General features: G+C 71.4%; 14 protein-coding genes. 6 read left to right on the top strand and 8 right to left on the bottom strand.

The window, feature by feature from the left end; all coding sequences use genetic code 11:
* The first annotated feature begins 182 nt into the window (after positions 1-182).
* Both ACH427_RS12805 and ACH427_RS12800 read left to right on the top strand, forming a co-directional pair.
* On the top strand, positions 183-995 hold the full coding sequence (locus ACH427_RS12805) for a radical SAM protein (RefSeq protein WP_398869480.1): 813 nt from the start codon (positions 183-185) through the stop codon (positions 993-995).
* An 84-nt stretch (positions 996-1,079) separates the two neighbouring features.
* Entirely contained in the window at positions 1,080-2,213 is a 1,134-nt protein-coding gene (locus tag ACH427_RS12800) for a methyltransferase domain-containing protein (RefSeq protein WP_398869479.1), read from the top strand.
* 47 nt (positions 2,214-2,260) lie between these two features.
* Here the strand turns inward: ACH427_RS12800 and ACH427_RS12795 are convergent, their stop codons facing one another.
* The 5 genes from ACH427_RS12795 to ACH427_RS12775 all read right to left on the bottom strand — a co-directional run bounded on the left by ACH427_RS12795 (position 2,261) and on the right by ACH427_RS12775 (position 9,159).
* A complete protein-coding gene (locus tag ACH427_RS12795) occupies positions 2,261-3,613 on the bottom strand; it encodes a YDG/SRA domain-containing protein (RefSeq protein WP_398869478.1) in 1,353 nt (450 codons plus the stop codon).
* Between the two features lie 132 nt (positions 3,614-3,745).
* Complete coding sequence (locus tag ACH427_RS12790) at positions 3,746-5,071, bottom strand: PrsW family intramembrane metalloprotease (protein WP_398869477.1); 1,326 nt, start codon at positions 5,069-5,071, stop codon at positions 3,746-3,748.
* 104 nt (positions 5,072-5,175) lie between these two features.
* Entirely contained in the window at positions 5,176-5,988 is an 813-nt protein-coding gene (trmB, locus tag ACH427_RS12785) for a tRNA (guanosine(46)-N7)-methyltransferase TrmB (protein WP_398869476.1), read from the bottom strand.
* 270 nt (positions 5,989-6,258) lie between these two features.
* Positions 6,259-7,467 (bottom strand): L-2-hydroxyglutarate oxidase, encoded by a 1,209-nt coding sequence (gene lhgO / locus ACH427_RS12780; protein WP_398869725.1) that lies wholly within the window; start codon positions 7,465-7,467, stop codon positions 6,259-6,261.
* A 246-nt stretch (positions 7,468-7,713) separates the two neighbouring features.
* Complete coding sequence (locus ACH427_RS12775) at positions 7,714-9,159, bottom strand: MFS transporter (protein ID WP_398869475.1); 1,446 nt, start codon at positions 9,157-9,159, stop codon at positions 7,714-7,716.
* Positions 9,160-9,855: 696 nt separating this feature from the next.
* On the opposite strand from ACH427_RS12775, the gene ACH427_RS12770 reads away from it, so the two are divergent.
* A complete protein-coding gene (locus ACH427_RS12770; RefSeq protein ID WP_398869474.1) occupies positions 9,856-12,000 on the top strand; it encodes an asparagine synthase-related protein in 2,145 nt (714 codons plus the stop codon).
* A gap of 22 nt (positions 12,001-12,022) precedes the next feature.
* Here ACH427_RS12770 and ACH427_RS12765 read toward each other — a convergent pair whose 3' ends face one another.
* Both ACH427_RS12765 and ACH427_RS12760 read right to left on the bottom strand, forming a co-directional pair.
* Complete coding sequence (locus tag ACH427_RS12765; RefSeq protein ID WP_398869473.1) at positions 12,023-14,110, bottom strand: sigma-70 family RNA polymerase sigma factor; 2,088 nt, start codon at positions 14,108-14,110, stop codon at positions 12,023-12,025.
* 243 nt (positions 14,111-14,353) lie between these two features.
* Positions 14,354-15,094, bottom strand: coding sequence for a TetR/AcrR family transcriptional regulator (locus ACH427_RS12760; RefSeq protein ID WP_398869472.1), 741 nt, complete (start codon positions 15,092-15,094; stop codon positions 14,354-14,356).
* 401 nt (positions 15,095-15,495) lie between these two features.
* Here ACH427_RS12760 and ACH427_RS12755 point away from each other — a divergent pair, with 401 nt between their 5' ends.
* Both ACH427_RS12755 and ACH427_RS12750 read left to right on the top strand, forming a co-directional pair.
* On the top strand, positions 15,496-16,842 hold the full coding sequence (locus ACH427_RS12755) for an NAD(P)/FAD-dependent oxidoreductase (protein WP_398869724.1): 1,347 nt from the start codon (positions 15,496-15,498) through the stop codon (positions 16,840-16,842).
* A 266-nt stretch (positions 16,843-17,108) separates the two neighbouring features.
* Positions 17,109-18,860: a SpoIIE family protein phosphatase gene (locus ACH427_RS12750; RefSeq protein WP_398869471.1), complete on the top strand. Its 1,752-nt coding sequence runs from the start codon at positions 17,109-17,111 to the stop codon at positions 18,858-18,860.
* Between the two features lie 101 nt (positions 18,861-18,961).
* Here ACH427_RS12750 and ACH427_RS12745 read toward each other — a convergent pair whose 3' ends face one another.
* The gene (locus ACH427_RS12745; protein ID WP_398869723.1) at positions 18,962-20,272 is read right to left on the bottom strand and encodes an MFS transporter; all 1,311 of its coding nucleotides are present in this window, start codon (positions 20,270-20,272) and stop codon (positions 18,962-18,964) included.
* Positions 20,273-20,411: 139 nt separating this feature from the next.
* On the opposite strand from ACH427_RS12745, the gene ACH427_RS12740 reads away from it, so the two are divergent.
* Positions 20,412-20,960, top strand: coding sequence for a MarR family winged helix-turn-helix transcriptional regulator (locus ACH427_RS12740; protein ID WP_398869470.1), 549 nt, complete (start codon positions 20,412-20,414; stop codon positions 20,958-20,960).
* The last annotated feature ends 384 nt before the right edge of the window (positions 20,961-21,344 follow it).

Below are 21,344 nucleotides of genomic sequence, written 5' to 3'. Positions count from 1 at the left end.
CTTCACTCCGCCCCTCTGCTGACTTGGCAGGTCAGCGCAGTGCGGCATATGCCGTTGCACATGTTATCCGTTGCACGCTTGCGACCCCCTCCTGGTGAGCGCTACCTTCGCTGTGCGTCGCGGCGTACAGACCAGGCCCGACGTCAACACGTCCAACACGCCAACAAGAGGCGAGGTTTGGCATGGCGCCAGTCAACGACACCTTGGCCGTTCGCCGCGATATCCGATCAGTAGAGTTGGAGATCACCGGCACCTGTCAGCTCCGTTGCACGCACTGCTGCACCGACTCCGGTCCGCAGACGCCGAGCGGTTCCATGACGTTGAACGACTGGCAGCGAATTATCGCCGAGATCGCCGAAATCGGCATCCCTGCCGTGCAATTGATCGGTGGCGAGCCAACTCTGAACCTTAGCCTTCCGCGACTGGTCGAGGAGGCGCTCGGTCACGGTCTGGAAGTCGAGGTGTACTCGAACCTTGCCCACGTTCGGCCTTCCCTGTGGGAGACGTTCAGCCGCGACGGAGTACGCCTCGCCACCAGCTACTACAGCGACGATCCCGTACAGCATGAGCAGATCACCCAAGGTCGTGGCAGCCATGCGCGAACGCGCGCGAACATCGGCGTGGCCCTGAGCCGTCGAATTCCTCTGCGTGTCGGCATCGTTGAGGTGCTCAATGGCCAGCGCAGCGGCCAAGCCGAGGCTGAGCTTCGCGCACTGGGTGTCGAGCAGATCCACATCGATCGCACCCGAAGAGTGGGACGCGCGGCGGCTGACGCTCATACGGCTCCGAGCATCGATGAACTGTGCGGGCGTTGCTTCCGCCAGCGTGTGGCCATCTCGTCGGAGGGAGAGGTGTACGGCTGCATCCTTTCGCGGTTCCTGCCCGCGGGGAACGTCAAGGAGCGAGGGCTTGCAGCAATCTTGGACAGTGGGCGGTGGGCGGTGGGCGGAAATCCTTGCGCGCATCCCGGCCCCACGAGGCGCGTGTACCCCTGATGACAGCAATGACTGCGACCCCGCCAACACTCCGGCCTGCGCCCCCAGCTTTCCCGACGATCCCGACGAGGAGTAGGAGTCAGGATGCAGGACTGGCGTCCTTACGCCGTCGCGCTCGCAGAACGGGTGACCCATACGTCGTCCCGATGGCGTGCGCCTGTCGCCAGTACGCCGCGGCACCTGTTCGTACCTCGATGGTGGGAACGTGACGGGACCGGCTGGACGCTCCACGACGGCCCGTCAGACGAATCGCGATGGCTGGCTTCCGCCTACGGCGACACCTCGCTTGTGACGAGGGTCGGCCCCCGTCACGCTGACCACGCGGCAGGGGGCAATAGCCGCCCGACAGGCCGGCCGACGTCTTCATCAACCCTGCCGAGCCTGGTCATCAACATGTTCCGGCACGCGAAGCTCGGTGACAGTGACACCCTGCTCGATATCGGCACTGGGTCGGGTTATGGGGCGGCCCTGGCCGCGCGCCGGCTTGGCGACGGGCACGTGACGAGCGTGGATGTCGACCCGTATCTCGTGGAAGCGGCGCGTGAGCGGCTCGACCAGGTCGGACTGAGCCCTGCCGTCGAAACCGTAGACGCAACCGCAGACCTGCCCGGCACCTACGACCGCATCGTCGCCACGGTCGCCGTTCGCCCCATCCCCGCAGGCTGGCTCGCTGCGCTCAAGCCCGGTGGCCGGCTGGTGACCACGATTGCCGGTACGTCTCTCCTGGTGACGGCGGAGAAGGACGAGGACGGTGGGGCAACGGGCCGCGTCGAATGGGACCGGGCAGGCTTCATGCGCACCCGCCACGGCGACGACTACCCACTGGGGGTGGATCAACTCCTCGCCGTGGCCCGCCACCTCGATGGCGAGCAGGTAACTGTTGGGCAGTACCCGGTCGTGAACGTGGGGGAGGCGTGGGACCTCTCCTCCATGCTCGACATCACGACGCCGGGTCTTACCCACCAATACGAGCAGCACGCTGAACAGCGCACCGCCGTCATGGCACACCCAGACGGCTCCTGGGCCCGAGCCACGGCCCAAGCCGACGAGCCCCCAACCATCCACCAGACCGGCCCCCGCCGCCTATGGGACACCCTCGACGAGATCCGCACTTACTGGCTCACGAACGGGGAACTGCCGGTGCGGGGTGCGCGCGTCTTCATCAAGCCGGATGGGACGACGTATCTGGCACGTGGGGGGTGGCGGGCCAGGTTGTGATTCAGGTGCGCCGACACCGCACCGGCAGATCCCCCAGCTTCCCTGCGTCAGCCGCTCTGGGACTCGTGGTGTTCTCGGTGGTACTGGAAATTCTCTTCCGCTATTTCGTGGTCGGGGTGTCGGCGCAATTCGTAGTTATGTTGCTCGACTCCGCGTTCGATCACCTTTCCGGATGCATCGATCGTGATCATGCCGAAATCGAAAGCAACGTGATGGTTTGGGCACAGACAGAGGACGTTGTTGGTCCTGTCCTTCCCGTTGTGTGGACGCCCCAGAGGCCGAATATGGGCCGCCTCCGAGTAGGCGCCCGTCGGGGTTTCGATTCGAGTCCCGCAGATCTGGCAGGTGTGGTCGTGTATCTTCTTGACCCTATTCGCCACGGCGGTGCTGCGGACAACGCGTTGCGTGACTGCCGCCTTTCGCCCGGGTTCGTCTTCCCCGAGGGAATCGAGGGGAGGGGTCTTGGGGGTAGGAAAGGTTAGTTGGGATGCGCTGGCTGCCGCATTTACGTCTTTGGCTTCAACGGCGCGCAAGCGGTATCGCCAAACACGGTATCCAGATGCTCCGCGCTGAGACCAATGCTCCTCTACTCGATAGAGCCCGTCATAGCGAAGGCCCTCTAGGGGGGAGTGGTCCGGATCGCCATGGGCTCCTCGGATGACTCGAACGGGCCTACCTGTGGCCATGCTGTTGACCAGTGCAGCGTTGCCGCGCGTGAGATCCTGGTCCCGCACTTGGCGGCCCGACTCGTCCTGACCGCCTTGCCCTGTGTAGATTATTTCGCTGCCGAAATCTTCATCGTCTTCGTACCCGCCAGATACGACGATCGACTTTGCCTCTTCTCTCGCCTTCCCCCAGATGCCTCCCTGTATGGGGGCGTGGACGTTGGCTGAGTGCAAAGCTCGACGGTCTCGGAAGTGCATTCCCACAGGGACATATGGGGGATGCCCGAAGCCGTCAAATGGCTTCTCTGTGAGATCTGTTGCGAGCAACAGCTTTTCCCAGGGCTTCTCTGAGAAGTGCTTTTCGAGCAGGGTTGTCACCGCCCGCTCGCGGACTCTGAGATCCGCCGCGAGAAGCTCGTAGACGCTCTTTTCGAGCCCACCCCTAGGTTGCGAGGTGTCCTGCGCTTCGGTGAGTTCCCATACAGGGGACTGGTTGAGGGTCGAAAAATCGGCGATTGCGTAATCGGGGAGGTCGTGTGCTTGGAGCCGTTCACGCAATTCGAGCTTGGCTTTATGCCAGTTAACGAGCCGATCCCGGCGGCCAGCGGCGCGGCCGATCGCCCACAACAGGGCGAACGGCTCGTGTGTGTCTGGCAGATCCGAGGACGAGCCATCGTGAAGGGAGCTGAGCCAGTCCAAGAGGCTGGTTGCAGGGTTCGTCGCGTCATCTGGCATGTTGTGCTCCCTTGCTGTCAGCTGGTCCAGCGTTGGAAGTTGGGCGCTCGAGCCCACTCCGGCAAACGTGTCACTGCATTGTCCTGATGATGAACACGGCTGGAGGTGAGAGAAGTTCCCGCTGAGGGCCGATCAGCGAGGCCCCGCCCCCCACCCCCACTGCCCCGCCCCCGCCACAAACCCCCGCGGCACCGCCGCCGATGCCTGGGCCAGCGCCGGCTGGGCCACGGCTCTCCGCTGCCACAAGTGGTGGAGGAGTTCCTGTTCCCGCGCCGGGAAGTCCGGGCCCGCCGTGCCGTTGTAGGCGCGCTGGCGGAGGAAGGCCAGGGACGTCGCGAAGGAGATGTATTCCGCGACCGTGCGGGCCGCCGTGGGGCCGGCGGTGCGGCGGGCGAGGTCTCGGGCTATGCCCCGGGCGCGCATGTTGGAGAGGGCCAGGGGCTCGGGCGGGGTGAGCCAGCCGGCGGCCTGGTAGGCGGGGAGGTGGGCGCGGATCGTACGGAGCTCGTTCTGGCGGGACCAGATCGTCAGCCAGGTCAGCACGCCGAAGACCGGCACCATGAAGAGGCTGTAGACGGCGAGGAAGCCGAGGGGCGACAGGGACGCCGAACCGTTCCAGCAGGCGTGCAGGACCATCGCGGTCAGCAGCGCGGCGAGCGGTACGACGACGCGGGCCACGCGGCGGCGCGGGCCGAAGGTCGCGGCTATGCCGAAGCCGAGGCCGGTCATCGAGGTGAAGAGCGGGTGGGCGAAGGGCGACATCAGCACGCGGACGAAGAACGTCGCGGCCGTCGTCGAGGGCAGCCCGGAGTAGCCGAAGCTCTGGTCGGAGGCGAAGGCGTTGCCGAGGTAGAGGATGTTCTCGGTGAAGGCGAAGCCGGTGGCCGTGATGCCGGCGAACACCACACCGTCGACGATGCCGTTGAAGTCGCGGCGGCGGAAGAGGAACAGCAGCAGCACCGCGGCCGCCTTGGCGCTCTCCTCCACCACCGGGGCGACGAACGTGGCACCCCACTTGTCGGCGTCGGCCCGCTGCGCGACGTCGACGGTGTTCAGCAGCCACTTCGTGGCGTAACCGTTGGCCATGATGGCCACGAGGGTGGCCGCACAGGCGCCCCAGGCGAAGGCGAAGACGAGGTTCCGCCAGGGCTTGGGCTCGACCCGGTCCATCCACCGGAACGCCGCGACGAGCAGCGGTACGGGCAGCACCGCCAGGCCCAGGCCCACCAGGAAGCCCTCGGTGCCGGTCTGTTCGCGGACGAGCGCGAGGATGACCAGGCCGCTGAGGGCCAGCAGCAGGATCAGCCCGCCCGCGCGCACCGCCTTGTTGTCCCACAGGGCGCGGCGCGGCCTGTAGCGCCAGCCCTCCGGCGACGGCATCGCGGTGAAGTTCGGCTGCTGGCCGTGGGCGGGCGCGGGCCCGGCGATCGGCGGCTGGTGGGACGGGGACTCATGCACTCGATGACCCTAACGAAGGGCCGGAGTGGGTAACCCGCGGTTCCGACCACGGCTTCGGCCCGGCGGCCATGAGACGCGTCACCGCCGGGACTTCCGCCGCGAGATCAGACCGCGCGCCGCCGGAACATCAGGTCGTGCACCACGTGCCCCTTGTCCAGCCCCTGGCCCTCGAACCGCGTCAGCGGACGGAAGTCGGGGCGGGGTGCGTAGCCGCCGTCGGCCTGGGTGTTCTCGAAGTCCGGGGCGGCCGAGAGCACCTCGAGCATCTGCTCCGCGTACGGCTCCCAGTCCGTCGCGCAGTGCAGCACGGCGCCGGGCGCGAGCCGGGTGGCGGCCAGCGCCAGGAACTCCGGCTGGATCAGCCGGCGCTTGTGGTGGCGCTTCTTGGGCCACGGGTCCGGGAAATAGACGCGCAGGCCCGCGAGGGAGTCGGGGGCGAGCATCTCGCGGAGCAGGATGATCGCGTCGCCGTTGGCCACGCGGACGTTGGTCAGGCCGTTCCGCTCGGCGAGGGCGAGCAGATTGCCCTGGCCGGGGGTGTGCACGTCACAGGCCAGGATGCCGGTGCCGGGGTCGGCGGCCGCCATCTGCGCCGTGGCCTCGCCCATGCCGAAGCCGATCTCCAGGACGACGGGCAGCTCCGGGTCGCCGAAGAGCTCGCTCAGGTCGAGGCGGCTCAGACCGTCGATGTCCAGGCCCCACTTCGGCCACAGGCGGCGCAGGGCCTCGCCCTGACCGGTGGTGACGCGGCTGCGGCGCGGCTGGAAGGAACGGATCCGGCGCTCGTGGTGCGAGCCGGCCGGGTCGGCGGCGGGTCCGGCCGGGAACTTCGGCTCGCGCGCGGCCGTCGGCCGCTCTGCGGTGGTGGCGGCCGGGGTCCCGGTGGGGGCTGGGGTGGGGTCGAGGTTCTCAGGCACAGTTCTTCCATAGTACGGGCGTGGCTCTGGGGTGGTCCCGAGCCACGGATCGGGGTTCCTGTGGGCGGCCTGCTACGCCTGCGGCGGGCTTTGTTCCCCCGCCCCGCCCCTTCCCGGAACCGGGGCTCGTGCCCCGGACCCCGAGCGCGGGTCGGTTCGCCGCCTGCGGCGGGGGCGCCCTGCGGCCGCGTCCTCAAACGCCGGACGGGCTGAATCGCGCGCCCCCGTACACCCGTGCACCCCGAAACGGGGGGCTCGGCCCCCAACCCCTCACCCCAACCCCGCCAGCACCCTCCTCGCCACTTCCCTCCCGATCGGCAAGGACGCCGTCGCCGCCGGCGACGGCGCGTTCAGGACGTGGACCATGCCGGGTGACTCCGTGAAGAGGAAGTCGTCCACCAGCGTGCCGTCCCGCAGGATCGCCTGGGCCCGTACGCCCGCGGGGGCCGGTATCAGGTCGTCCGCGGTCACCTCGGGCAGCAGGCGGCGCGCCGCTTCGGTGAAGGCGCGCTTGGAGAGGGAGCGGCGCACCTCGCCCGCGCCGTAGCGCCAGTGGCGGCGGGCCAGGTGCCAGGAGCCGGGATACGCGACGGTCGCGGCCAGCTCGCCGGGCCGTACGGTCGCGCGGCCGTATCCCTCGCGGGCGAGGGCGGGCACCGCGTTCGGCCCGATGTGGACGCCGCCGTCGATGCCCCGGGTGAGGTGGACGCCGAGGAAGGGGAACGCCGGGTCCGGCACCGGATAGACGAGGCCGCGCACCAGGTCCGCGCGGGCCGGGGCCAGCTCCCAGTACTCCCCGCGGAAGGGGATGATCCGCATGCCCGGGTCGTCGCCCGCCAGCCGGGCGACGGCGTCGCTGTGCAGCCCGGCGCAGTTGACCAGCGCGCGGGCGCGCAGCACCTCGCCCCGCGCCGTACGGACCGCGACCGCCGGGCCCCGCCGCCCGATGGCCTCGACCCGGGCGCCGTACCGCACACGGGCCCCGGCGTCCTCCGCGAGGCCGGCCAGGCGGCGGGCCACCGCGCCGTAGTCACAGACGCCCGTCGTGCCGACGTGGATCGCGCCCAGGCCCCGGACATGCGGTTCGTATTCCGCGATCTGGGCGGGGCCCAGCTCCCGCACCGGGATGCCGTTCTCCCGGCCGCGCTGGACCAGGGCGTGCAGCCGGGGCAGCTCCGCGTGCTCCGTGGCGACGATCAGCTTGCCGGTGACCTCGCACGGCAGGCCGTACTCCGCGCAGAACTTCACCATCTCCGCCGCGCCCCGCACCGCGAACCGCGCCTTGAGCGAGCCCGGGCGGTAATAGATCCCGCTGTGGATCACACCGCTGTTGTGCCCGGTCTGATGGAGCGCGGGCCCCGGCTCCTTCTCCAGCACCATGACGCGCGTGCCCGGTGCGGCGCGCGTGATCGCATACGCCGTCGACAGGCCCACGATCCCGCCCCCGACCACCAGCACATCGCAGTCGTACGCCTTCACCACGTCACCTCCCCGCGCCGACCGGACACCCGCGACCGAGCACCCGGCAACCCTCAGCGCCTCACCCACGCCCCCATCATGACCTGCGCCACTGACAACGGGTCGAAACCCGAGGTCAGCCAGGGGACAGGGGCAAGATGATCACAGGCGGGGAAAACATGCCGAGTTGGGCGGAAAGAGCGGAAGCCGGAACGGAAGGGGATGTGCCGCTTCCGTCGCCTCCGTCACTTCGATGTCAGCCGTCCCTCACCCGTGCGCCACCAGCAGTGGCCGCGCCCGCTCCCGGAGCTCGACCACCCGCGGCTCGTCCCCGTACGGCTCCAGGCGGTGCAGCAGATCACGTACGTATTCCGTCGTACGCGCCGAGGAGATCCGACCCGCGACCTCCACCGCACGCGTCCCGGCCGCGCATGCCGCGTCCAGATTGCCCGACTCGAGTTCGGCGACCGCCGACACCACCAGCCGCAGGCCGTGCGACCGTACGAACTCCTCCGTCGGACGCGACAGCGCCTGCTCCGTGAAGCGCTGCACCTGGCGCGGCATCCGCAGGTCGCGGTAGCACTCGGCGGCGTCGGCGGCGAACCGCTCCTGGGTGTAGAAGTCCAGCCAGGAAGGGTCGGGGTCGCCCGTGCGCGCCCGCTCCAGCCACCCCTCGGCGGCCTTGAGCGCGGCGCCGCAGGCCGCGCCCTCGCCGGCCTTGGCGTGGGCCCGTGCCTCGACGAGGCGGAAGAAGCTCATCGTGCGGGCGGTGGCCAGGCCGCGGTTGCGCTCCAGCGCGGCCTGCGCGAGGTCCACGCCCTCGTCGGCGAAGCCGCGGTAGGTCGCCTGGAGGCTCATCGAGGCCAGCACATAGCCGCCCAGCGGCACGTCGGCGGCCGCGCGGGCCAGCCGCAGCGCCTGGATGTAGTAGCGCTGCGCGGCCTCCTGCTGGCCGGTGTCGAAGGCCATCCACCCGGCGAGCCGGGTCAGTTCGGCCGTGGCGCCGAACAGCGACCGGCCGACCTCGTCGGTGTACGAACCGAGCAGCAGCGGTGCCGCGTCGACCCGCAGGCACTCCGGCACCATCGACGAACGCCAGTCGCCCCCGCCGTACTTGGAATCCCACCGCCGGGCGTCGTCCGCCGCCTCCCGCAGCTTGGTCACATCGCTGTGGCCCACGCGCTGCACCGGACCGCCCTCGGAGCCGCCGTTCTCGGTCTCTCCGGCCGCCTGGTGGGCCGCGCGGGCGACCGAGCCGTCGGCGGGGGTTATCAGCCATCGTGACGCGGGCGTGGCGTAAGCACTGACGGAGAAGGATCCGGCCAGGCTCTGCCAGATGCCGCCGCCCCCGCGGCGACCGGCGAGATCCAGCCGGTAGAGCTCCGTCGCGGAGCGCACCGCCTGGCCGACATCGCGCGGAAAGGAGAGCCCCACCTCCGGCGCGGGATCGGCGTCGGCGAGGCCGATCTCGTGCAGCGGCACCGGCCGGCCGAGCTTCCCGGCGATGGCCGCGGCGATCAGATGGGGGGCCGCGCCCTGCGGGACCATGCCTTTGGAGACCCAGCGGGCCACGGACGTCTTGTCGTAGCGAAGTGTCAATCCGCGCTGCGCACCGAGGTCGTTGACCCGCCGCGCGAGACCGGCGTTGCTGATTCCGGCGAGGACGAGGACAGTGCCGAGCTTCTCGTTCGGCCCGCGTGGCTCCCTGGACATGCGCACCCCTCGGCAACAGCGACGCCCGCCCCGGCATAGGCACGAGGCATTCGTAAACCCAGCGTAGTTCCCCGCCTCCCGACCGTTAAGAGGTGTTGTCCCGGATGGCGGGATTCAGGTCCGTGCGCGCGTGCACCGAGGGGCACGTGCTCCGGTTGTGTGTGGCTGTGCGCCCGCCGTGCGCTCTGTCCACGCCATCCTGGGGCGGCTTCCATGGAAGGCGCGTGGGTTGGCCCGCTGCACTGGATCCAGTGGGCTGGGGGAGCCGCCGCCTCATTCCCCGCGGGCGGCGGAGCGGTCCGGGAGGCGGTCGAACGCCTCCCGGACATGCGCATGTCCACAGGGCCGCACATGAACTCTGCCCGGGTGGGCGGCACTTGCCGGTCGAGGCATCGCGCGAACGCGCCCCGCCCCGCGGGCACTCCGGAGATTGGCCGGTTCTCGCCGCCAGGAGCTCCGGACCGCGACACCGTCATCTCTCCGCGACGCGCCACGCCCCTACACGTCGGTTCCCTCCGCCCCCAGTCGTGACAGCATGGCCCCTGCAATGGGCATGACGATCCGACACCTCGCGCTGCCGCACGGCGAGTTGAGGCCCGCAGGCGTGACCGGTGTGTCGCATCCTTCGTTGTCGTCGTCGGTCCGCTGTGCACGAAGACGGCACCCGTTGGTTGTCCACAGCCTGTGGAGGCGGCAATGCGCTGGTTGGTGGGGTGGAGCAGCACCGCCTCAGGGACCGGTCCACGCGCCGCGCCGGGCTACGACGACAGCGGCCCGGACCACCTCGACGCCCCCACCGTCCACCCGGTCGGCGCCCAGCTGCTGTGGGGAGATCCCGCGCCCCTGTGGGCCGTCGGCGACTGGCGGCCGGACGAGATCCGCGTCGTCCAGGCCGACGCGGTCACCCGGCTCGCCGTGTTCGGCCGCTGCGGTGCCACCGAAGGCGAGCTGAAGACCGGGCTGATCGCGGCCCGCGGCGGCGCGCTGCGCCACCTGACCGCCTGGCCCGGGAGCTACACGGCCGTCGCCCAGGTGGGGCGGCGCATCACCGTCGCGGGCGACCTCGCCGGCGCCCGGCCCGTCTTCCACACCTCCTGGGCCGGGGGCACCGCCTACGCCACCGCCGCGCTGCCCCTCGCCGACCTCATCGAGGCCCAGCTCGACGTCGGCCACCTCGCCGCCCTGCTCGCCTGCCCCGACTCCCCGGAGGCCATCGGCGACGGCACGCCCTATATGGGCGTACGGCGCGTGCCGCCCGGACACGCGCTGGTGCTGCGCGACGGGGCCCGCGAGGTCACCGGCTACGAACCGACCGCCTCGCTCGCCGTCGCCGCGCCCCAACTCGCCGCGGAGGAAGCCGTCGAGGGCGTGCGGGACGCGCTCGTCGACGCCGTGCGCGCCCGGCTCGCGGCACCCCGTCACGCGCCGGAGGGCGGCTACGGCCACCCCGACCCCGGACCCGTGCCCGGCATGGGGCCCGCACAGCGCCGCGCCGCACGCGGCGGCCCGGCACCCGGCATCGGTGCCGACCTCTCCGGAGGCAGTGCCTCCGCCACCCTCGCGCTGCTCGCCGCCGGACTCCCGGGAGTCGCCGGCATGCACTCCGGCAACGGCGCGGGCGAACGCCTCCTCGCCGTCACCTTCAACGACCTCGCCGCGGGCGGCAGCCGGGCCCACGAGGCCGAACTCGACCGCGCCCGCGCCATCGCCGCCGACCCCCGGCTGCGCCACGTCGTCGTCGCCGCGGGCGAGGAGGCCCTCCCGTACGCCGACCTGGGCGACGGCCCGCTCACCGACGAACCCGGGCCCTCCCTCGTCACCGCCGGACGGCACCGCCGGTGGCTGTCCGCGGGCAGCGCCGACCACCTCGTCGGGTACGGCGCACGCCAGGTCCTGGACGCCCATCCGGCACGGCTCGCCGACCTGTTGATGGACCGACGGCGCCGCCATCTGATGCGGCCCGTCTCCGCACTCGCGCGCGCCGACGGGCCGGCCACGCAGTCCCTGTTCGTCCCCTTCACCGTCTACCGCGCCGCACGACGGCTGGCCCGTACGTCCTACCGGGAGGGCCTGGAGGCGGCGGCGGGGCAGCTCCTGGCGCTCGACTTCCCGGCCCTGAGCGACCCCGTGGACGCGCCGCCGCCCGGCCCCGGTGGTGCCGTCGACGCCTCGCTCGCCGCCCTCACCTGGTGCAGACCCGGGCCTGCCGCGCGCTGGCTCACGGGCGAGGCGCTCGCCGAAGTATCGGTTCGCCTCCAGGCCGCGGCGGTCCGCCCCAGAGGACTCCTCCAGCGCCCCGGCGAACGGCGCGCCGCCGCGGCACTCGCCCGCCACGCCGCCGACCACCGCATCTTCGAGCAGGCCGCCGAGGTCCGCAGCCAGCGCCTGCACGCCCCTTTCCTCGACAACCAGGTCGTACGCGCCTGCCGGGCCCTCCCCGAGGCGCTCCGGGTGCAACCAGGGGCGCGCGCGTCCGTGCTGCGCGCCGTCCTGGCGGGCTCCGGCGTCCGTGAACTCCCCGCGGGCTGGGGCGCCACCTCGCACGCCTCGCACGCGGCGGCCGTACGCGCCGGCCTCCGCGCGTCCGTGGGCCAGTTGCTGGACCTCTTCGACGCGCCCCTCCTGGCGGACGCCGGTCTCGTCGAGGCCAGGGTCGTACGGGCCGCCCTGCACGCGGCGGCGGACGGCCGGGCCCTGCCGCTCGACGGCCTGGCCGAACTCGTCTCCACCGAGGTCTGGCTGCGCCGCCTGCTGGCCCGCCGCGGCACCTGCTGGACGGGCGCCGCGGCGCCTCGCCAGCGCGCGGTGGCAGGGGGTGTGACACCGCGGGGGAGCCTGTGAGTGACGGGCTTTTCCCCACCGGCTACGCGCAACTGATCCGCGCCCGCGCCCAGTCCGCCACAGTCACCGAATCCATGACGCTCACCGGCGAGACCACCAGCCGGACCGTGCGATAGCCGGACAACGGCACATGCACCGGCACCGCCGCCTCGCCCGCCCGCACCACCCCCGACTCCCACAGCCGTGTGCCGTCGCCGTAGACGGAGAACCGCGCCGCCCCGAGTCCGAACGTCAGGTCGTCGACCCCCACCAGCGCGTCGTACGACGTGCACGACCGGTTCAGATCGACGGTCACGGACGACGACGCGCGCATGCTCACCCCGTCGCCGTATCCCACCCCGCCGATCTCCATCCCGTACCGCTGCCACAGCCAGCCGCTCCCGGACAGCCGCACCTCCGGCTCCGTGCCGTCGCCCACTCCGCCGTACTCCAGCTGGTTGAGCGGAAAGACCCTGACAGGAGGCTCCTGCGACGGTGTGGGATCGGGGGAGGGCGCGGGGGACTCCGGCGCGGAAGGCGTCGGGCTGGGCGCGGGCGGCGGGGGAGTCACCGGCCGCGGTGTCGGCGGCGGGGTCGTGTGCCGCACAGAAGCCACAGGCGCCACAGGGGCCGTGGGCGCCGGAGGGGAGGGCGGCGGCTTCCGTACGGGCTCCGGCTCCGGCGCGGCCGGCGGAACGGTGGCCACCGGCCCCGCCGGAGCCTTGGCCCGTGGCGCGAGATGATGCGCGGGAGAACTGCCCATCAGCGCGTACGCGGTGACGGCACCGGCCACGATCACCGCGCCCGCCGCGATCCCGGCCTTCGCCGGCGCCCCCAGCCCCTCACCGGCCGCGGCGCTTCCGGCGCCACCGCCCGCGCCTCCGCCCCCGCCGGAGCCCGCCGTGGCAGCCACCCCCGCGCCCGCCGCCGTACCGGCACCGGCGGTCCCCGCGGCCAGGCCCGCGGCCACCTTGACGGAGAACCCGGCGGCGGACCACCCGATCACCGCCACCGGGAGCAGCGCCCGCAGCCGGGCGTTGACATCGGCGACCTCCAGCGCCGCCGTACGGCACCGGGCGCAGTCCTCCAGATGCTTGCGCAGCCCCCGCTCGGCCCGCATCCGCAGCCCGCCCCGGGCGTACGCGCCGAGCCGGTCCGCATAGCGCGCGCACGTCCCGCCGGACGTCAGCGACGTACTCACATGCGCCTGGAGATACGCCTGCTTCAGCCCTTCGCGCGCCCGGTGCGCGAGCACCGCCGTGGCGTTGGCCGTCAGCCCGAGCAGCGGCGCGACCTCGCTGGGCGACTCCTCCTCGACCGTGGTGTGCCACAGCACCGTCTGCCAGCGCTCCGGCAGGCTGCGGAACGCCTGCACGGCCAGCGACTGCTCCGCCTCCCGCATCGCCAGCACGTCCGCGCCCAGATCGAGCGTGTCGTCGTCCGACGCCAGGGACCCGCGCCCCGCCGACGCGGCGAAGACCGCGAAATCCTCGATCAGCTGCTCCCGGCGCGTGGTCTTCGCCCACGCCGCCGCGACCCGCCGAACCGTCGTCAGCAGATAGGCGCGCACCGCCGAGTTGGGCCCCGCGCCGCCCCGCACCGCCTGGAGGGTGCTCGCGAAGACCTCATTGGTGAGGTCCTCGGCGGTGTGGTCGTCCCGGCAGCAGCTACGGGCGTACCGCCGCACCGCGGCCGCGTGCCGGCGGTACAGCTCCTCGTACGCCACGCTCTCACCGGACCGCATCCGGGCGACCAGCTCGATGTCGGACGGCGGTACATCGACGGCTGGTTCCTCGACGACGGTCCGCTCATCGGCAAGGGCGTCCGGGACGCCCGCGCCGGATGCGTCGGAACCCCGTGGGCCGGAGGGCTGCGCGTCGGCCGGCGGTGTGCCGGACGATCGCGCACGCGAGGACCGCGACCCGGACCGCCGCGCGTGCGAGGGCCGCGCCCGCCCCGCCCATGCGTCGGACCCGGGCGCCTGCGCCGAGTCAGCGAGGATGCCCTGGCCGCCCTCCCGCTGCTGCGGCACGCTTGGGCTGTCAGGGGAGCCGCGACCGGACATCCGGCGAGAGCGCGGTGAGCCCGCTTCCTCACTCCCGCGTGGTTCATCCCGGCCGTCAACGCCCATAGCGGCGGCTCCTGTACACGCCAGCGCACCCGAACACCGTAGAAGCGTGGCACAGTGTCGGCCGTCATCACCGCGACAGACGCATCAACCACTCATCCGGGGCGCCCTGGAACACCTGGAGCAGTGACTGCCACCCGAACGGGGAAGGATTTTCCGAACGCGCCCAATGCGTATTGGGCGCGCCCGTCACGAAAACGCTCGCCCGCGGGCTCGCGCTGACTGCTCTGCGCGCTGACTACGCGGTCATCCCTCCGACGGCCGGGACCGGAGCCCCTCCAGGAGGATGTCCAGGAGCCGCGAGGAGGCGGCCGCCTGCTGCACCGCGTCCGGCAGCGAGGGCGCTGCCGTCGCTATCACCAGCAGCACATCGGCCACCGTCACATCGGCGCGCAGCTGACCCGCGGCCCGTGCCCGGTCCACCAGCCGCCCGACGACCTCCAGCAGCGCCGCCGCGCCCGAGTCCTCGCGCTCGGCGACCGGCGCCGGCCGCTGCTCGACCAGCCGCAGTTCATGCAGCTGGCCTCCGGTGGCCCCCGGCTGCCGCTGCTGCGGCACGCGGGCCTCGACCTGCTCCTCGCCGTCCACGTCGACGCCGACGCGCAGCACCTGCGGCGGCAGCAGCCGCCCCGCGCCCGAGGCCACCGACGTGCGCAGGAACCGGGAGAGGGCCGACCACGGCTCGTCCTCCTGGCCCAGCGCGGTCCGCGCCTGCTCGGTCAGCCGGGCCGTCTCCTCCTCGGCTATGCGCCGTACCAGTACGTCCTTGCTCGGGAAGCGGCGGTACACCGTCCCGACACCGACCCGGGCCCGGCGCGCCACGTCCTCCATCGGCGCCCCGTACCCCAGCTCGCCGAAGACCTCGCGAGCCGCCCGCAGGACATGTTCGAGGTTGCGCTGCGCGTCCACGCGCAGCGGAGTGCTCCGGCCGCCGTTGGCGTCAGCGGACGCGACAGCGGTCGACCAATGAGAGCCCTGAATGTGCATATGTGATCCCCCGGTTATGACGTCTCCCCCCGGAGACTCCCCGCCCTGACTGTCGGAGCACGTCTCTGACACCCCGACGAAGTACGAACATAGTTGAGCCCAGGTCAAGAAAGAAGGGGTAGTTCCGCACAGGCCGTCCCCGATTGGAGTACGAGCCTCACCCGCCCCGTTTCCGCACCACCCCACAACCCCACGACACTCGGCCTGACCTGCTCCTTTGTTCCTCGAACGCAGGCGCCGGCCATGGAGGGATCAGCTCCGCGGCCGGTCGTACATTTCATGGGGCCCTGTGGACAAACGCTCTTCGGCGATGCGTCATGGGAAGAAGCTGTGCCCGGCCGGGACGACCCGGCACCCCGGCCGCGGACCCCTTGGGCCGGGCGACATCGCGAGGAGGGGCCCTGGTGAAGGAACCGGCGCGCATTCTGATCGTCGGCGGTGGCTACGTCGGGATGTACACAGCTCTCCGGCTCCAGCGAAAGCTCAAGCGGGACGAGGCACACGTGACCGTGATCGACCCCGAGCCGTACATGACCTACCAGCCGTTCCTCCCGGAGGCCGCGGCCGGCTCCATCTCGCCCCGTCACGTCGTCGTCCCGCTGCGCCGCGTCCTGCCCGAGTGCCAGGTCGTCATCGGCGAGGTCGCGTCCATCGACCACGCCAAGCGGACCGCGACCATCAACACCCTCGCCACCCGCCAGGACGCCACCGGCGCCGTCGAGATGCACTACGACGAGCTGATCCTCGCGCCCGGCTCCATCTCCCGCACCCTCCCGGTCCCGGGCCTGGCGGAGCACGGCATCGGCTTCAAGACGGTCGAGGAGGCCATCGGCCTGCGCAACCACGTGCTCGAACAGATGGACATCGCCTCCTCCACCCGCGACCCCGACGTCCGCGACGCCGCCCTCACCTTCGTCTTCGTCGGCGGCGGCTACGCGGGCGTCGAAGCGCTCGCCGAGCTGGAGGACATGGCCCGTTACGCCGCCCGCTACTACCACAACCTGCGGCCCGACGACCTGAAGTTCATCCTCGTCGAGGCGTCCGGCCGCATCCTCCCCGAGGTCGGCGAGGAGATGGGCCGCTACGCGCTCCGCGAGCTGCGCGGCCGCAACATCGACGTACGGCTCGACACCCGTCTGGACTCCTGCGTGGACCGGATCGCCGTCCTCAGCGACGGCTCCCGCTTCCCCACCCGGACGCTCGTCTGGACCGCGGGCGTCAAACCGCACCCCATCCTCGCCGCCACCGACCTCCCGCTCGACGAACGCGGCCGCCTCAAGTGCACCGCCGCCCTCACCGTGGCGGGCGTCGAACACGCGTGGGCCGCCGGTGACGCGGCGGCCGTCCCCGACGTCACGGCCGAGGAGCCGGGCAAGGAGTGCGCCCCCAACGCCCAGCACGCCGTCCGCCAGGCCAGGGTGCTCGCCGGGAACATCGTCGCCTCACTGCGCGACCAGCCGCTGAAGGACTACGCCCACAAGTACGTCGGCTCCGTCGCCTCGCTCGGCCTGCACAAGGGCGTCGCACAGGTATACGGCCAGAAGCTCAAGGGCTACCCCGCGTGGTTCATGCACCGCGCCTATCACCTCAGCAGGATCCCGACCTTCAACAGGAAGGCGCGCGTCCTCGCCGAATGGACCCTTACGGGTCTGTTCAAACGTGAGATCGTCTCGCTCGGCTCGCTGGAGAACCCGCGTGCCGAGTTCGAACTCGCCGCGGACACCGGCCGTCATCCGGAAGCGAGTTGAGGCGTTTTCCGACGCCTCGGCGGAGCCGGGAACTCCCCGACAGGTGGCCGACGTCTGACGAATGTCAGTCCCGTCGGCCACACTGGTCGTGTGACCATGGGTGGGCTCGCATCTGCGAAGAGTAACGACGACGAGGATTCGGACGTTTGCAGCATTCCCCCGGGGACAGGCCCCCGTACCGCCAACCGCGGCCCCGCGCCGGGCGCGCGGCTCAGCCACGACACGTCGCCGAGCTGGCCCGGAACGACTCCGCGAGGTAACCGTCCGTGAACTTCACCCGCTGGAGCGCCCGACTCCCAGGAACGCAGCGCCGGGCGGCCGCCCGCGCCGAACGCATGGAGCGCGCCGACCGGGCCGCCGCACCCCAGCCCGTGCCCGCGGCCGCCGGCTCGGTGCCCGCCGCCCGGGCCGAGACCACGCCGGCGGCCCCGCCCGGCCCCGACGACCCCGTCCCCAGCCTCGCCGGTCTCTCCGTCCACGACATCCTCGGCCAGGTCCCGGCCCTCGCCGTCGTCGTCTACGGCCCCGACCACCGCCTCGCCTACGTCAACGACGCCTACGCCACCCTCTTCGGCCCCCGCACCCCCGGCACGCCCGCCCGCGAGGCCCTCCCCGAGCTGACCGAGCTCGGCCTGCTCCCCCTGATGGACCAGGTCCTGCGCAGCGGCCGGCCTCGTACGGTCAAGTCCCGCCGCGTCAAAGCCGAAGCGCGTACGCCCGCCACCGCCGACACGCCGACGGCCACGGAGTCCGACACCCGCCACGGGTACTACACCTTCACCTGCTCCCCGATCGAGGTCGGCCCCCACGAGGCCACCCAGCCCGGGGTGCTCGTCTTCGCCGCCGATGTCACCGACCAGGTCGAGGCGGCCGAGCGGCTGCGTGCGAGCGAGCGCCGCCAGCGCGAGGCCGCGGTGACCCTCCAGCGCAGCCTCCTCCCGCAGGAGCTCGAACAGCCCGACGACCTGCGCGTCGCCGCGACCTATCAGCCCGGCGGCAAGGACACCGCCGTCGGCGGCGACTGGTACGACGTCATCACCCTCGGCGCCGGCCGCACGGCGCTCGTCATCGGCGACGTCATGGGCCGCGGCGTGCGCGCGGCGGCCGTCATGGGCCAGCTCCGCACCGCCGTCCGGGCCTACGCCCGCCTCGACCTGCCCCCGCACGAGGTGCTCCAGCTGCTCGACGGCCTCGCCACGGAGATCGACGCGACGCAGATCGCCACCTGCGTCTACGCCGTCCACGACCCCAACGAGGGCCGCCTCGTCTACGCCTCGGCGGGCCACCTCCCCATCCTCGTGCGCGACCCCGACGGCACGGTCCGCCGCGCGGCCGAGCCCACCGGCCCTCCGCTCGGCACCGGCGGCTGGGTGCACACCTCCGGCACGGTGCCCCTCGGCCCCGGCGCCAGCGCCGTCCTCTATACGGACGGCCTCGTCGAGCGGCGCAACGAGGACATCTACGAAGGCGTCGAGGCCCTGGAGCGCGCCTTCGCCGGAGCCACCGGCTCACCCCAGGTCATGTGCGACCGGCTGATGCGTGCCCTCGGCGTGACCGATGAGCACGACGACGACGTCGCCATGCTCGTCCTCCAGCACCCCGCACGCACCGGCCATGACGCCGAGCTGTTCCACAACGCCGCACTCGAACTGCTCGGCGGCATCGAAGCGGCGCCACGCGCGCGTGCCTTCGCCTCCGGCGTCCTGGTCAGCTGGCGCTTCCCGACGGAGCTGCGTGACCTGGGCGTCCTGGCCGCCAGCGAGCTCGTCGCCAATTCACTGCAGCACGGCACACCACCCATGCGGCTGCGCCTGCGCCGCACCGACCGGCGGCTGATCATCGAGGTCACCGACGGGGACGACCACCTGCCGCGGCGCCGTCGCGCAGAGCCGGCCGACGAGGCGGGCCGTGGCATCTCGATCATCGCCACCATCGCCTCGTCCTGGGGCTCGCGGCGCACGCCGGGCGGCGGCAAGGCCGTCTGGTGCGAATTCGCCCTCCCCGCGGGGCACACATGACAAGAGCGCCTGTGGCCCGGAAACGCTTCCGGGCCACAGGCGCTCTTCCCTATATATGCGCGGCGAATTTATGCGCATCGGCTGATTGCTCGGTGGCGTCCTTACGCAGAGACGGGCATCCGCTCGGTCTCCCCGACGACCACTGCCGCATCCACCACCTCGGTACGCGGAACGGACATCCGCGGAGGGATCTCCTGCGCAGGGGTCAGTCGACGACCCATCCGCAGTGCCAGCGCACTGATACCGAGCGAGCACACGACCAGCATCACGATGTACGCCACGTACATCCCGCCACCGGCCATCAGACCGCCCACCGCGGGGCCGACCGCCAGCGCCAGCTGCTTCACCAGGGCGAAGGCCGAGTTGTACTGACCCACCAGCCGCGCCGGAGCCAGGTCCGCCACCAGCGGGGCCATCGTCGGCGACAGCATCGACTCACCGATGCCGAAGAGCGCGTACGTCGAGATCAACAGCGCGGTCGCCACACCGTGTGCGCCCGGCACGAGCCCCGAGACGCCCGCCGCGATCCACGCCACGGTCCATATCAGCCCGACCAGCGCGATCACGCGGCTCCGGCGCCGCCGCTCGACCAGCTTCAGCACCACGAACTGCGCCAGGACGATGGCGGCCGTGTTCGCCGCGAGAGCGATACCGAGCGTCGCGGGCGAGATCCGGGTCACCTCGACGGCGAATGCCGCGAGACCCGACTCGAACTGTCCGTAGCAGGCGAAGAACATCACGAAGCCCAGGACACACAGCTGCACCATGGCCCGGTCGGCGAGCAGGGTCCGCCAGCCCCCCTTGGCCGACGCGTCGGTCGGCACGGCGTCCTCGACCTTGGGCACCTTCGGCAGGCGCACGGTCGCGATGGCCGCGCCCAGCACCAGGAACATCACGGACTCGATCGCGAACAGCCGCACGAAGCTCGACGGGTTCGACGTGTCCACGAGCTGCCCGCCCAGCAGCCCGCCGACACCGAGACCGAGGTTGTTCAGGAAGAACTGCATCGCGAAGGCGCGCGAGCGCGTGGCCGGTGTCGAGCACCACACGATCATCGTGGCCAGCGAGGGCTGGATCACCGCGATACCCGCACCGAGCGCGGCGGCCGCGGCGACGACGAGCGACTGGCTGTCGGCCAGACCCAGGCCCATGGAGCCCATGGCGGCGGAGACCGTACCGGCGATGGCGACAGGCAGCGGGCCCCGCCGGTCGATGACCCGACCGGTGAGGGGCAGCACGATCAGCGCGGCCACGGCGAAGGTCGCGAGCACGATGCCTGCCGTACTCGCGCCGAGGTTCCGCACCTGAGAGACATAAATGAACAGGAACGGAACCGTGAAGCCGTTGCCGAACGCGCTCAACGCGTTGCCCAGCTGGATCCGGCGCAGCGCTGCGCCCATCGCGGTGGTCACACTCACCTACCTAGGTCGAGAGAAGGGGAAGGGAACGAGGCGGACAGTCCAAGCCTGAAGACTTCAACTGTAAACTTCGAAGCTAAAGAGTACACATCAAAGGGCTTTAGCGCCAATCAGTCGTGCCATACTGCGGCTCATGGCTGACACCCCCGGCACCCGCGAGCCGAGCCTCGACGAGCAGATCGCGGCCTACCAGCGCGAGTTTCAGGACCTCGATCCCCAGGTGGAGAAGGTCGTCTCCGCCCTCAGCCGCCTCAACCGGCGCATGAACGTCGCGTACGGGCGGCAGACCGCGGAGCTCGGACTGAGCAACGCGGAATTCGAAGTGCTCAAGGCGCTGGTCCTGGCCGGCGACCCCTACCGCATGGGCCCCGGGGACCTGGCCAAGCGGCTCGGCCTCACCCCGGCCGCGATGACCCACCGCATCGACCGCATGGTCGCGGAGGGCCTCGTCACCCGCGAGCGCGACGAGAGCAACCGGGTGCGCGTCATCGTCGGCATCACCGAGGCGGGCCGCGCCAAGTGGCTCGAGGCGATGCGGATGGCCTCGGTCTTCGAGGAGGAGCTACTCCAGGACCTCTCCGGCGATGAGCGGGGCAGGCTGGGCGAGATGCTGACCCGCTTGCTGCGCCGCGTGGAGAGGGCCCAGCCGGACGCCGGCGGCCGCCTCAGCGACCTGGACTGAGGCCGTACGGGCGTCCACACCTGGGCGGTTGACACGGGTGAGGGGCGTGAGTAATGTTCTCCGGGTTGCCACACGGGCCTTACGGTTCTGGGGCAGCCACTCACGCCGTACTGGCGGCAATCTCTACTGCATGTTCCCTGAACGGGATGGATTTCGGCGTGCCGAATTCCGGACCGGGCGCCGATTAGGAGCCGCCGGGGAAATACGCTAAAGTAGTGATCACGCCGGAAGGCGCGAGAAACCCCGCTCCAACAGGGGGCCGGAAACGGAATTCGGGCCGGAAACGGGCCGGAAAACGGATCTGGTAAGGTTGGAAACACGAAATACCGAAGGGAAGCGCCCGGAGGAAAGCCCGAGAGGGTGAGTACAAAGGAAGCGTCCGTT

This window comes from Streptomyces sp. NPDC020379 (assembly GCF_044387105.1).
Classification (GTDB): Bacteria; Actinomycetota; Actinomycetes; order Streptomycetales; family Streptomycetaceae; genus Streptomyces.
The sequence above is the reverse complement of the archived record's forward strand: the minus strand, read 5'-3'. Positions and strand labels throughout refer to the sequence as shown.